Source organism: Rhodanobacter spathiphylli B39 (genome assembly GCF_000264295.1).
Lineage (GTDB): Bacteria > Pseudomonadota > Gammaproteobacteria > Xanthomonadales > Rhodanobacteraceae > Rhodanobacter > Rhodanobacter spathiphylli.
In genome coordinates this window covers 1-12,530 of record NZ_AJXT01000057.1, presented here as the reverse complement: position 1 = coordinate 12,530, position 12,530 = coordinate 1, and the positions used below count along the sequence as shown (strand labels likewise).

Here is a 12,530-nt window from a genome sequence, read left to right as displayed (position 1 = left end):
GACGGACCGAAGGTATGCGGACAGAGAGGGTGGGCCTCAACTTCTTGAATTTGAAATGATGAGGTGATGACTGGAAGGCCCGCAGCCGATGCCGCGCGGCTTGGCAAGACGGCCAGTCTTGCCGGCGCCACGCAACATCACCTGAGGGCCTTCCAGTCATCATGACGGCGGCGATACCTGATCAGCGTCGCCTCAGGCTGCGGCATACTTGCCGCATGCGCGAATCCACGCCCAGCCGCACGCCTCGCGGACCCGCCGAACAAAGCCCGCTGCCGGACTTCTGCCGGCTGCCGGCACTGTTCGCGATGTTCGTGGTCGGCGCGCTGACGGTGACCGTGATGTGGCTGGCCGGCGACGACCCGCGCGTGTGGTCGGCGTACAGCGTCAGCATGCTGTTCGTGACCTGGCTGGTGCTGGTGGTCGGCGTGCTGCTGTGCAAGTTGCGACCGGCGCTGCAGCGCCTGCCCGGCCACCTGCCGTATGTCGGGGTGTGGTTGCTGATCATGCTGATCGTGCTGCTGGCCAGCCTGGTCGCGCACTGGTTCGACGGCGCCCTGCAGATGCGGCTGATCAAGAGCAGCACGCTCGCCTATACCCGCGACAACCTGGTGATCGCGGCCCTGCTCGGCGCCGCGATGCTGCGCTACTTCTACGTGCTGGCGCAGTGGCAGGCGCGCTTGGCCGCGGTGACGCGGGCCCAGGTGGAGGCGCTGCAGGCGCGCATCCGGCCGCACTTCCTGTTCAACAGCATGAATACCGTGGCTGCCCTGATCCGGGTCGATCCGGCCGCCGCCGAACGCACGGTGGAAGATCTGTCCGAACTGTTCCGCGCCGCGCTGGGCCAGCACGACAGCGCCGACGGCACGCTGGGCGAGGAGCTGGCCCTGGTCGAGCGCTATCTGGCGATCGAACAGCTGCGGCTCGGCCCGCGGCTGCGGGTGACGCGCGAACTCGATGACCTGCCGGCCGACTTCCCGCTGCCGCGGCTGCTGCTGCAGCCGCTGGTGGAGAACGCCGTGCGCCACGGCATCCAGCCGTTGCGCGAAGGCGGCGAGGTGATCCTGCGCGGGCAGCGCGAAGGCCGCGGCGTGCGCATCGAGATCATCAATCCGTTGCCGGCCACGCCCGCGGTCGGCGGCAACGGCCATGGCCTGGACAACGTGCGGCGCCGCGTCGGCTGGCGCTACGGCCCGCAGGCTCGGGTGGTGGCGGAGCCCCGTGGCGATCGCTTCGTGGTGCTGCTGCAACTTCCCGGAGGCCCGGCATGACCCGCGTGCTGATCGTCGACGACGAACCGCTGGCGCGGGCGCGCCTGGCTGCCCTGCTGGGCGAGTGCAGCGGCGTCGAGATCGTCGGCAACGTGGCCGATGGCGAGGCGGCGCTGGGCGCGATCGGCGAACTGCAGCCGGACGTGCTGCTGCTGGACATCAACATGCCCGGCATCGACGGCGTGGGCGTGGCGCAGCGCCTGGCCGGCCGCAGCCGCCCCCAGGTGATCTTCTGCACCGCCTATGAAGCGCATGCGCTGAAGGCGTTCGAACTGGGCGCCGCGGACTACCTGCTGAAGCCGGTGCGGCTGGAACGCCTGCGCGAAGCGCTGCAGCGCGCGCAGCGACGCGTGGCCGATGCGCCCCGCGAAGCCGTCGCCTGGCTGCACGGTCGCCACGGCAGCGAACAGGTGCGCATCGCGCTGGACGAAGTGACCTGCCTGCTGGCCGACGAGAAATACGTGGTGGTCCATCATCGCCGCGGCGAGCTGCTGATCGAGGAATCGCTGCGCCAGCTGGAAGAGGCCTACCCCGAACAGCTGGTGCGCCTGCATCGCAACTGCCTGGTGCCGCCGGCGCGGCTGCTGGGCCTGAAGACCCTCGCCGACGGCCGCGTGCTGGCCCGGCTGGATGGCACCGAACTGGCGCCGGAAATCAGCCGGCGCAACCTGCCCGCGGTACGCAAGCTGCTGCGGCCGCTGTAGACACACGACAACGCGTTCCCACCGGAACGCGTCAACGCAAGGAGTCGCGCATGTGGGTGTTGGGGCGGTTGGCCTTTACCTTCTTCCTGGTCTTCAGCCTCGGCTGGGCGGTCTTTCCCGGCGGCTTCGGCACCCTGCACTTCCGCGAGTCACACCCCGGGCTGGCCGGCCAGCTGGCCCGCCTGTGCTGGTGGTTCGTGCTGCTGGTGCATCCGCTGGCGCTGTACCGGGTGTGGAGCGGTGACCTCGTCGGCTACTGGCTTGCCGCGCTCGTGGCGATGCACGTGCTGTTCTTTTTGATCTTCGTGCGCGACGTCGGCACGCGGTGACCTCGTGCTGCTGCGCGGCCCCGGGTCGCCACGCTTCGTGCACGGCGTTCGTGCTGGAATGATCGGCATGTCCACGCTGCGGAGCACATCGCGATGAGCCATGCCTTCAAGGTCGGCGACCACGTCCGCTGGAATTCCGAAGCCGGCCACGTCAGCGGAAAGATCATCAAGGTGCACACCCGCGACACCGACTACAAGGGTCACACGCGTCATTGCAGCGAGGACGATCCGCAGTACGAGATCAGGAGCGACAGGACCGACCACGTGGCGATGCACAAGGGCGCGGCCCTGCGCAAAATCGACTGAGGCGATGCCCGCCGTTCCCGCCACGATCTGGTCCATCGGCCACTCCACCCGCACGCTGGAGGAGTTCCTCGGCCTGCTCGACGAATACCGGATCGAAGCGATCGCCGACGTGCGCCGCTTCCCCGGTTCGCGCCGCCACCCGCACTTCGCCAGCGAGGCGCTGGCCCGGTCGCTGCCCGCGCACGGCATCGCCTACCAGTGGATTCCCGCACTCGGCGGCCGCCGCAAGGTGCAGCCGGGCTCGCCGAACACGGCGTGGCGCAACGCCTCGTTCCAGGGCTACGCCGACTACACCGCCAGCGAGGAATTCGCCGAGGGCCTGGCCGAACTGCTGCAACTGGCCGCCGGCAAGCGCACCGCCATGATGTGCGCCGAGGTGGTCTGGTGGCGCTGCCACCGCTCGATCGTGTCGGACGTGCTGAAACTGCGCGGCATCGAGGTCATCCACATCATCGACGCCAGCCACGCCACCGAACATCCGTACACGTCGCCCGCCCGCATCGTCGACGGCCGGCTCAGCTACGCGCCCGCGCAGGGCGAACTGCTGTAACGGCGCCGCGTCAGCGCAGCGGCTCTTCCGCGGTGTCGCCGCTGCACTTGATCGGCGCGCCGGTATTGCCGATCGCCTGGGTGAAGCTGGACCCCTTGCGATTGATCACGATGCCGTCGGCGCAGCGCTGATCCGGCCCCAGCCGATAACTGGCCTTGATCCGCAGCGCTTCCTGCCGCTGCCGTTCCTCGCGCCGCAACTGTTCGGCGTGGTATTGCGCGGCATCCTCGCTGACCTGCCGATAGGTATTGGCCAGGTCCTCGCGCTGGCGTTGCAGGGTGGCCGCCAGCTGCGCGCTGCGCTGCTGCGCCTGCGCCCTGGCCTGCTGCGCCTCCAGTTCGGCATTGCGGGCCACGTCCATGGTCAGCTCGTCGGCGTGGCGCGCGGCCAGATACAGCGAGACCCCATGCCACGCCAGCGCAGCAGCGACGACCGCCGCCACCGCACCTCCCACCTTCCAAGACAACGGCACGGCCATCACGTCCAACCCCCAGCAAGACAGTCGAAAACCCCGGACGATCCCGCGTGCGCCAGCGCCTTCGCGGATCGGTCGGGCGAGTCTAACAGGGAGCTTCTGGCCGTCTTGCCGCCGTGCGTCACAAGTCATCCAGGCCTTGCTCCCTCCCCTGCATGCAGGGGAGGGCCGGGGAGGGGTTCGCTCTTGATCTTCGCTTCAGAACGGCGGCAACTTGCTGCCGATGCGGCGTTCAGAGCAAAAGCTTTCGTCCTCCTGACGGAGGGCGAGTCCCTTTCTCTTGAGTGGCCAAGAGAAAGGAACCAAAGAGAAGGCCACCCCGCTTCCGCGCTTTCCGGGCTTCGGGCAACTACTCCTGCGTTGCCTCAACTCAGGCATCCATGCCGTCGCCTGCCCGGAAAGTCCGCGTGCGGGTTACGGGGTTTGTCGACAGCCCATCCCTGGACTGACGCCAAACTGGTCGGCATCCATGTCGACCACCCTGCGGGCTGATCCTCCACCCGCTCGCCGCTGCAGAGGGGCCCCGGGCAGAGCAGCGCGCCATCGGGCAACTGCTCCTGCGTTGCCTCAACTCGGGCATCCATGCCCTCGCCATGGCGCACCCTCGGTGCGCAACCGCGTTGCGGTTGCGAAAGCCGCAGAGCCGGGAATCCGCTGCGAGCGGGACTTTTCAATACCGTGCATGTCTCCGTTCGTCTGCATAAGACGAGATCGACCCGGCATTCGGAAGCGGGAGAGCTTCGCCCTGGGCCCTGCGATCTTGCACATGCCCATTTCGGGCATTAACATGCCCAATATGGGCACTAAAGCCAGCAAGGGAATCAGCGAGGCAGCGGCGCTCTACGCCAGCACCAGCCTGTCCGATGCCTTGTTCACCACCACCCAGCAACGTGTCCTCGGCTGCCTGTTCGGCCAGCCGGAGCGCAGCTTCACGGTCAGCGAACTGATCCAGACCACCGGCGCCGGCAGCGGCGCCGTGCAACGTGAAGTCGCGCGGCTGGCCGGCAGCGGCCTGCTCACCGTGGAACCGGTCGGCAACCAGAAGCGTTACCGCGCCGATCCCGCCTCGCCGATCCACGCCGAGCTGATCTCCCTCGTGCGCAAGACCTTCGGCCTGGCCGCTCCCCTGCGCGAAGCCTTGGCACCCCTGGCCGAGCACGTCGCGGTTGCCTTCGTCTACGGCTCGGTGGCCAAGGGCAGCGACACCGCGGCCAGCGACATCGACCTGATGCTGGTGTCCGATACGCTGACCTATGCAGACCTCATGGCCGCCCTGCATCCGCTGATCGAACGCCTCGGCCGCGAGATCCAACCCACGCTCTACACCCGCGCCGAGTTGCGCAAGCGCATCGCCGCGCGCAACAGCTTCGTGACCCGCGTGCTGGCACAGCCGCGGCTGTGGGTGATCGGGGGCGAACATGACCTCGCCGCTTGAGAGCCTGGCCGGCGCCGGCAAACCGCTGGCGGCGGAACCGATGGATGCGGCGGAGTTCGAGGGCTTGCTCCGCTCCGGCAGGGCGCGACTGGTCGACGCCCGCAACGCATCGCTGGCCCTGGAAAGCCGCTTCGACCTCGCCTACAACGCGGCCCACGCCCTGTGCCTGGCCGCCTTGCGCCGCCATGGCTATCGCGCCCGTCATCGCTACATCGTGTTCCAGGCACTCCCTCATACACTAGGGCTGGGACCGGAGGTATGGCGCGTGCTGGACAAGTGCCATCACATGCGCAACGTCGCCGAATACGAAGGCGTTCTCGATGTGGACGAGCGCATCGTGGCTGATTTGGTTGCGGCGTGCGGGAAGGTTGCTGATGAGCTTGCGCAGGGCTGAAAGGGCTTGATTCACTCCCTGGCCGGGGTGGGGTTCACTCTCGATCTTCCTGCCTTGGAAGTGATCGGTCTTTTGCCGACCTGTCGACATCAAGAGCAAAAGCTTTCGTCCTCCTGGCGGAGGGCGAGTCCCTTTCTCTTGAGTGGCCAAGAGAAAGGAACCAAAGAGAAGGCCACCCCGCTTCCGCGCCTCGCAGGCATCGGGCAACCGCTCCTGCGTTGCCTCAACTCGGGCATCCATGTCCTCGCCATGGCGCGCACTCGGTGCGCGTTGCGGTTGCGAAAGGCGTAGAGCCAAGAACAAGAAATTCCCTCTGCGAGCGGGACTTTCAATACCGCGAACGTCTCAGTTCGGCCAACTGCGGACATTCGGGACACTGGCGACGCGCACCACACGACGGAATGGAAGCCGTGGTCCAAGTTGGGCAGTTTCATGGCGAGACTGAGCTATCTACGGGGTCAGTGAAATAGAGCTGCGCAGTCAGGTTGGCAAGCTCTTCCGCTGATCCCGCGTAAACGTGCTTGCCGATCTCAGCTTCCAGTCGCTCCATCACGTGGTATGGCTCAAGCTCCCGCGCAGTCAGAAGGATCACGCGGCGGCGATAAGGTCCATTCAAGGTACGAGCCATCGTGATCTCGTCGGACGTAAATGGCGCCAACTTCACAAACAAGATGTACGTATCGAATCGGTGCGGTGGGAGAGCATCCGCGATCTGCCGCAAGTTATCCAAGTCGCGCTGGAATTCATCCGCCGAAATTGGCCCTTGGTCCTTGCACTCAGCGAGGATCAGCGAGTCTCGTTTCGGAAATCGCCCATTTTCCAACCAGACGAAATCGATCTCACACTTTGGCAATGCAGATCCGTTTACCGGCTTCATATCGAGCGACGGCGAATACATGTTCGTGCTCATTGCTTCGCGTAGCGTCGTCCCAAGCTGCTGAAGGGCGAGCGCCACAGGTACTGCACCTTGTGCACTACGCTCTGCTCCAAGCACGCCAGATCGGCGAAATCGCCATTCGACATCGATCAGTTGTTCCGTGGCGTCATAGCCGTGGCCACAGAGTTCACATGTGGTGCTCTGCTTGAGCACATCCAGCGCCAACCAACTCTTCATATCGCACTTCGGGCAACGAAGGTCGGCGCCCATCCGAAACAATCCCTTGCATACCACGAAAGCAAATACATCTTGGGGCGTCAGCTTGATATCAAACGGGCGCGGGCCGAGAAACAAATCTGTATGAGCACCGAATGTTCCGCCGGGATACCTTGGCGATTTATCGCGAATCACGTTAAGTGCAGCTTTGCGAGTAAAGGTGTCGGTCAAACCGAACGCTTTCAGTAGCGATCTCGCTCCTGGGACCTTAAACACTCGAGCACCTTGCAGCCCACCCAGTTGCGTCAACAACTGTCGTACGATGCGACCGCCGTTGCTCAGTGAGCTTTCGAGCCCTGCCATCGAAAATATCCGTTTGAACAGGTCAGCTATCTGCATCGCGTTGAGAAAGGTGTCGTGATCTGCCACACTAATGATGAGACCAGTGCTTTCCGGTCCAATTCGAAGTTTGTTGTAGTCGAAATGCATGGTCCGCGCGTAGAACTCATTGAGCTCTGGGACGTAAGGCACGTCGAAGGTATGTTGCTCGTCGCCGTAAAGACCGCCGATAAGCGAAACCGATGCCACGAGATGCTGTTGTGCGAAGTGCAGATCAGTGCAGAAGGGCTTGTCTGCCAACGCAAAGTTTACGCGAGGAATGCCGCCTGAATTTCCCATTACGCCGAGCGTCGATGTCCGTCCGAGATGCATCTCGGGCGGCGATACGGCGCCGCCGCCCCAGAAGTGATCTCTCAATCGACAGAAGGTCAGCTCCATACCTGCGAAGTGTTTACTCGCCTCATCGATGTCTTGTCGCGACCAAACACCAAGACGGCGATCCCACTCGTGGCGTCTGTGTTCAACGTCAGCTTTGAGGACACGTGCCCACTCGGGAATCAGATCAACGTAGCGATCGATATGATCGACATCGACAAACCACAGTGGGATGTCACAAGCGCGGATATTCCAGAATGACACTAGATCATTCGGATCGACGACGCTCCCTACAAAGAAACCCGGCGCATCCCAGCCGGGGGGCACTCTATAGTGACGGTCAATTCCAAATCGGCCAATCGACGCTAAGCCGGGATGCTCAACGACATCTGCCGGAATCCGGGCATCTGGCGCCAACGGGAACGCCACCGGGCTAACGTTTTTGGCAACGAGATCGGCATAGTCCACACCAATCTCGTCTGCAGCGGGAAAGGCGCCGAACTGCATAGCGAATACATCAGTGAGAGGATCGTCCGCTTGCCAGTGGTAGGCGCGCAGCGCGTGATCTTTGAGCTGCTTCCACTCAGGTCGATCATGCCAGTGCGCAATCGCGTTGTAGATATCTAGCACCCAAGAGAAGCTTCTCCACTGCTCCTGTTTGACGAAGACGGCATCACCGTGAAAGGGCTGAATCAGGTGGGGAAACTTCTTGGGAAAGTCCCTTACCTCTTGGCTGTCACCCACCGGTACAATCACATCAAGTCGGAACAGCTCGACCAGTTGACGTGCCTCCTCTTCACGATCGACCACCAAAATCGGATTGAAGCGGCCGCCCCATAGTGCATGCGAGTACTCCACGGCTTTCCTGATCGCGGGCAAATCACCATCGTGCACAGCCCAGCCGATGCGCAGCGGTCGATACGAAATATCTACTCTTACGGTATCGGCCATAGTGCTGGTTGCCCCCTCTGCCGCTATAAGCTGCCTTGTAAACGCCAGCGCTTTTTGAATGTGCGCTCGCCGCGATAGATCAAATGAGCTTACCGCAGGATAGCGTTAGGACTCCCTGCCGGCATTGAAGCCACGCACGTCCGCAACGGGTCGGTCAGCGCCCGTCCGCGCGTGGGCGCAAGCTTCTTGGCTCCGCCACAACGGTAGGAGCATGTCATGAGCATGATAGGAGTATCCGCACGACGTCACGAGCCATGGAACAAGGGAAAGCTGAGCGGACAGAAGGCGCCACTTAGACTTCGGGACATTTGGGCCATCCGTGTCCGTCTTCAGCTTAGACAGAAGATTCGGGATCTCGCTTTGTTCGATCTCGCCATTGACAGCAAGCTTCGAGCCTGTGATCTGGTGAAGCTACGGGTGTGCGACATAGCACACGGGGACCACGTTTCCGCTCGCGCGACCATCTTGCAACAAAAGACGCACCGACCCGTGCAGTTCGAAATCACGGAACAGACACGGGAAGCGATCACCGCATGGATCAGTAGTGCCGGGCTGGTGCCGGATTCCCATCTGTTCCCAAGCCGAATCCATGGATCACCACACCTCTCTACCCGGCAGTACGCCAGAATTGTGGATGATTGGATTGCAGGGATTGGCCTCGATGTTGCTGCCTACGGAACGCATACGATGCGTCGAACGAAGGTTTCGCTGATCTATCGACGCACAAAGAACCTGCGCGCAGTCCAACTTTTACTCGGCCACAGCAAGCTGGAGAGCACCGTACGCTATCTTGGCATCGAGGTGGATGATGCCTTGGAAATTGCTGAGCAGACCGAGGTCTGAACACACAATGGAGCAAGGATGGCGACCGGAAGCACGGTCGCTATCCGGCCAAGAGCGGACCTCAATCGATCAGGAGTAGCAGGCTGAGCAGCTCGCGTCAGAACAATTACGCAATATGAGTCCCGTCACCAATCCATATTTGCGGATCGATCGACTTGATCACCCCAATGCCGCAAAAAGTCCCGCATCTCGTTAGTTGACTGCATGGCGATGGCGTAGGTTGCCACCATCGTGAGTACGGTGCTGTAGCGCTCCTCTAGTAGGAATACGCGCGCCGGTGCGCGCGCTCCGGCAAACATGAAGGCCTCGAATTCGTCCAACACACCGAACACTTGTCGGGCGTCAAAATCTAGTCCATTTCCGAATCGAAAGTGCCGCGGTCCGGTCCGGTGTGGCAGCAACACAGGAACTGCGCCGGCGCTGGAGTGGAACGACAACGCTTCGCCCTGTTTGCCGAACGCGCCGTGAGCGACGTGATTACGCAGGTCCTGGCGCACGGCTAGGATGCGATCGAGCAAGGTAGCTGCGCCTTTTTCAGTGCGGTCCAAGGCCGCATTGAACTTCCCGACCCAGTCGCCAGCTGCCAAGGTGGCGACCTGAGATGCCGTGGTCACTCGCCCCTGCAAGATGGCCAAATGAATCAAGGCGTGCTCTGTCCAGGAAAAGAACGCTTCCACCGCCGACAGTGCGAGCCAATCGCCCTCCGGCTCGAAACGGGTTCCCAGCAAATGCAGTTTCAGCCAGCCCGAGAGGTCTGTCATTCCTTCCGTTGCAACACGGCTCTCGGCTTGGCGCTGTTCGGCTGCGTCGAAATGCGCTTGCGCAGACTCGCGAAGGTACTTGTACCGCTGATGGAGCGGTTGACTATGATTAGCAACGTTTACGGCCGATTGCACCACCTGCTGATCGGCCAGCCAATTGAAAAACGGCTGAGCCTCCTTCGTCGCCTTGCCGATGCGGTTGACGATTTCATTCGCCTCCGTCACATGCGCGTCGGGATCGGGAATGAACAACCCGAGCCCCATTTTGCGATGTTCGATCGTATACAGCTTGCCGCGGTAGTCCAGAGGGATCGTCCAAGCGACCTTTTCCTCGGGACCTTTATGCGGGAATCCGAGTAGTTCTACCAATAGGAAGTACACCAAGTAGTACTCGGGCAAACGTCGTCCGGCGTCGGTTCGCTGGGCGTCTGCCCAGAAATCAGACGAGGTGCGCGTGTTGTGATGAACGGATCGAACGTCGCGCAAGGCCCGGAGCGCCTTCGCACGAATGAGCTCCATTTCTGGCGGCAGCGCATGGGCGCCGATCATCAGGACCGTCTCGCTGCGCGACGATGGTGTGGTGTCATAGCCTTAGCCTCTCGCAGAATCAGTTCTCACTAGTCAAGGGTTATCGACGATCTCGAAAAGGTTATGCGACCACGATGATCAAAGCGAGACACATCTGCAGTCGGCCAGAAGGGTCCACTCTAAAAAACACTCTAGCTGGGCTTTTCCGAAGGTGGTTACAGTAGTTCTCGACCAAGCCGGTTGATAACCGGCGGCGGGGACTCTGAAGGTGGCAATGGAGGGTTTGACGTGGCGAAGGTCAACAACCGAGACATGAGATTCCATGGCACGTTCCAACTTCCGAGCGACATCAGCTCCTTCGGCGAATTGGTCGTCGACGGGCGGAGGACGCTGCTCAACCTCAGTAGTCAATCCGAGCTTCCTCTACTCAGATCAGTCGGCAACATCCTTGGCGTGACCTTGGACGGGAAGAGGATTACTTGCATAGATTGCGTTGGTTCGTCGCAAGGTCGGTCGACTATGGGGCACGTTGTAACCAGCCACTATGCACACGTCTTTCCTCACTATGTCGTAATTGGCGACGAACACGTGGACACGAAATCTGCACGCATTCAGCGCATCAGCTTTACCGTGGATGATATCGCGTCTCTGTTTTACGACTTTGATGCGTTCGGTTTTGTGATTGATGCTTCCAAAGTCATCGATTCTGTACTGGAGCAGCAAAGCAGGATCAGGCAGATCAAGGCGGGTGAGTGGCCAGAAGTCGCCTACTTCACAGGGAGGTTCACAGTGGCAGAGTTGGATAGCGCCATAGGGAAGATCGCTGTAAGGCACCGGCCAACCTCCAACATGGGAGGCCCTGACGGCTTCTACATGAAGAACACTATGTACGTTTCTATCGAGCCAGACCATCCGGTCTCCTTCGAGAGCGCGATGGATCGTGTGGCCTGTGTTTCCCACTTTTTGTCGATGGTGGCCGGACGGGTGCAGGGAGCCACAGATATCCAGATAAGTCTTGCTGGATACGCTGACGATAGACGTCGCAATCCATTGAGAGTGCATTGGAGCTATGCCCCCAAGACCCCCAACTCAAGTGACTCGGAACGCAAACCTCATCCCGGAGACGTGCCACTTGATCCTATTCAACGCCGTGACGAGTTCATCTCGGTAATCACCTACTGGATCGAGCGCGACAGTGGACGCAGAACGGCGAGGGTCCGGTATCTCAGTTGCTTACAGAAGGGCAATTCATATGGCGTCGATCGATTGGTAGCCGCAGCCAACATGTTCGACGTACTGCCTCCGGAAGCAACGCCAGCACCTGTTCCGTTGCCGGATGACCTTTCGGAGGCTCGGTCGACCATACTGAGCACGCTCAAAAAATTGCCGCAGAGCCAAGATAGGGACAGCGCGATATCGGCGATTGCGCGAATGGGAAAGCCTTCGTTACCGAAGAAGGTGGCGCATCGGACTCGGATCGTCACTGAGCAGGTGGACTCTGCGTTCCCCGACCTTGATTATGTGATTAGGATCGCCCTTTCATGCCGCAACTATTTCGTCCACGGGGGTGGTCCCAAGGCCTTCGACTTCAAAGCGGCAGAACCATTCGTGCCATTCCTGACGGACGCGCTTGAGTTCGTGTTTTCGGCATCGGATCTTATTGAAGCCGGCTGGGATGCGTCCAGATGGAACCAAGAGCCGCACGGCACCGGCCACAACTTCGCGAGGTTCAGATGGGGATACAAGGAGACGGTTGCCCAGCTGAAGCAGGCCATGGCAACTTGACCGAAAACCCAGGTCAGCTCAGAGCCACACTTTCGAGTGACTGCTTCGGGTCGAAAGCCGACTTCCGAGGCCTGATCCTGCATCGCCTCATATTCGAAGAATGACGAAGCATCTGTTCGTAGCTCCGGCATTGCGCTGCAGCTTTTGCTCTGCTCCGGCTCTTCTGAAGAGTGCGGGCCACGATGGCCCGCTGCTCTACCCGGGGCCCCTCTGCAGCGGCGGGGCGGGGTCGACAGGCCGCGTAGCGGGAGCCGACAGGGATGTCGGCTCCTTTTCGCGCGGGCAGGAGCCCGCTCAAAAAGCCCGGCCTCGACTCGCGAACCTTGCGGACAGGCGACGGCATGGATGCCGGAGTTGAGGCAACGCTGAGAGCGGTTGCCCGATGTCCGCAAGG

Annotated in this window: 12 protein-coding genes; 9 read left to right on the top strand and 3 right to left on the bottom strand. The window is 61.6% G+C overall.

The genetic code is table 11. The annotated features are described in order from the left end of the window. Window positions 1-215: 215 nt before the first annotated feature. From UU7_RS16380 to UU7_RS16360, 5 genes are all read left to right on the top strand, one after another. Complete coding sequence (locus UU7_RS16380; protein WP_007810291.1) at window positions 216-1,268, top strand: sensor histidine kinase; 1,053 nt, start codon at window positions 216-218, stop codon at window positions 1,266-1,268. Beyond that, window positions 1,265-1,972 carry a LytR/AlgR family response regulator transcription factor gene (locus UU7_RS16375; RefSeq protein WP_007810290.1) on the top strand — a complete coding sequence of 236 codons (708 nt, stop codon included), beginning with the start codon at window positions 1,265-1,267 and terminating at the stop codon, window positions 1,970-1,972. Before UU7_RS16380 ends, UU7_RS16375 begins: the two co-directional genes overlap by 4 nt. Before the next feature lie 50 nt (window positions 1,973-2,022). Continuing rightward, on the top strand, window positions 2,023-2,301 hold the full coding sequence (locus UU7_RS16370) for a hypothetical protein (protein ID WP_007810289.1): 279 nt from the start codon (window positions 2,023-2,025) through the stop codon (window positions 2,299-2,301). Window positions 2,302-2,394: 93 nt separating this feature from the next. Further along, window positions 2,395-2,607: a hypervirulence associated TUDOR domain-containing protein gene (locus tag UU7_RS16365; RefSeq protein WP_007810288.1), complete on the top strand. Its 213-nt coding sequence runs from the start codon at window positions 2,395-2,397 to the stop codon at window positions 2,605-2,607. 4 nt (window positions 2,608-2,611) lie between these two features. Beyond that, on the top strand, window positions 2,612-3,157 hold the full coding sequence (locus UU7_RS16360) for a DUF488 domain-containing protein (RefSeq protein WP_007810287.1): 546 nt from the start codon (window positions 2,612-2,614) through the stop codon (window positions 3,155-3,157). A gap of 10 nt (window positions 3,158-3,167) precedes the next feature. Here the strand turns inward: UU7_RS16360 and UU7_RS16355 are convergent, their stop codons facing one another. After that, the gene (locus UU7_RS16355; RefSeq protein ID WP_007810286.1) at window positions 3,168-3,599 is read right to left on the bottom strand and encodes a hypothetical protein; all 432 of its coding nucleotides are present in this window, start codon (window positions 3,597-3,599) and stop codon (window positions 3,168-3,170) included. An 829-nt stretch (window positions 3,600-4,428) separates the two neighbouring features. Here UU7_RS16355 and UU7_RS16350 point away from each other — a divergent pair. Continuing rightward, window positions 4,429-5,067: a nucleotidyltransferase domain-containing protein gene (locus tag UU7_RS16350; protein ID WP_007810285.1), complete on the top strand. Its 639-nt coding sequence runs from the start codon at window positions 4,429-4,431 to the stop codon at window positions 5,065-5,067. Next, window positions 5,051-5,461, top strand: a complete 411-nt coding sequence (locus tag UU7_RS16345) for a hypothetical protein (protein WP_007810284.1) — start codon at window positions 5,051-5,053, stop codon at window positions 5,459-5,461. Before UU7_RS16350 ends, UU7_RS16345 begins: the two co-directional genes overlap by 17 nt. 430 nt (window positions 5,462-5,891) lie before the next feature. Here the strand turns inward: UU7_RS16345 and UU7_RS18485 are convergent, their stop codons facing one another. Then, window positions 5,892-8,219: a hypothetical protein gene (locus tag UU7_RS18485; RefSeq protein WP_157582387.1), complete on the bottom strand. Its 2,328-nt coding sequence runs from the start codon at window positions 8,217-8,219 to the stop codon at window positions 5,892-5,894. A gap of 216 nt (window positions 8,220-8,435) precedes the next feature. Between UU7_RS18485 and UU7_RS16325 the strand changes: the two genes are divergently transcribed. Next, window positions 8,436-9,062, top strand: coding sequence for a tyrosine-type recombinase/integrase (locus tag UU7_RS16325; protein ID WP_007810282.1), 627 nt, complete (start codon window positions 8,436-8,438; stop codon window positions 9,060-9,062). A gap of 125 nt (window positions 9,063-9,187) precedes the next feature. Here the strand turns inward: UU7_RS16325 and UU7_RS16320 are convergent, their stop codons facing one another. Beyond that, the gene (locus tag UU7_RS16320) at window positions 9,188-10,372 is read right to left on the bottom strand and encodes a hypothetical protein (RefSeq protein ID WP_007810281.1); all 1,185 of its coding nucleotides are present in this window, start codon (window positions 10,370-10,372) and stop codon (window positions 9,188-9,190) included. A gap of 267 nt (window positions 10,373-10,639) precedes the next feature. Here UU7_RS16320 and UU7_RS16315 point away from each other — a divergent pair, with 267 nt between their 5' ends. Next, entirely contained in the window at window positions 10,640-12,136 is a 1,497-nt protein-coding gene (locus tag UU7_RS16315; protein WP_007810280.1) for an ApeA N-terminal domain 1-containing protein, read from the top strand. The last annotated feature ends 394 nt before the right edge of the window (window positions 12,137-12,530 follow it).

Bases quoted from the DNA above. Each gene is read 5' to 3' on its own strand.
- UU7_RS16380 (WP_007810291.1), top strand. From the start codon at position 216: ATGCGCGAATCCACGCCCAGCCGCACGCCTCGCGGACCCGCCGAACAA.
- UU7_RS16375 (WP_007810290.1), top strand. From the start codon at position 1,265: ATGACCCGCGTGCTGATCGTCGACGACGAACCGCTGGCGCGGGCGCGC.
- UU7_RS16370 (WP_007810289.1), top strand. From the start codon at position 2,023: ATGTGGGTGTTGGGGCGGTTGGCCTTTACCTTCTTCCTGGTCTTCAGC.
- UU7_RS16365 (WP_007810288.1), top strand. From the start codon at position 2,395: ATGAGCCATGCCTTCAAGGTCGGCGACCACGTCCGCTGGAATTCCGAA.
- UU7_RS16360 (WP_007810287.1), top strand. From the start codon at position 2,612: ATGCCCGCCGTTCCCGCCACGATCTGGTCCATCGGCCACTCCACCCGC.
- UU7_RS16350 (WP_007810285.1), top strand. From the start codon at position 4,429: ATGGGCACTAAAGCCAGCAAGGGAATCAGCGAGGCAGCGGCGCTCTAC.
- UU7_RS16345 (WP_007810284.1), top strand. From the start codon at position 5,051: ATGACCTCGCCGCTTGAGAGCCTGGCCGGCGCCGGCAAACCGCTGGCG.
- UU7_RS18485 (WP_157582387.1), bottom strand. From the start codon at position 8,219: ATGGCCGATACCGTAAGAGTAGATATTTCGTATCGACCGCTGCGCATC.
- UU7_RS16325 (WP_007810282.1), top strand. From the start codon at position 8,436: ATGAGCATGATAGGAGTATCCGCACGACGTCACGAGCCATGGAACAAG.
- UU7_RS16320 (WP_007810281.1), bottom strand. From the start codon at position 10,372: ATGATCGGCGCCCATGCGCTGCCGCCAGAAATGGAGCTCATTCGTGCG.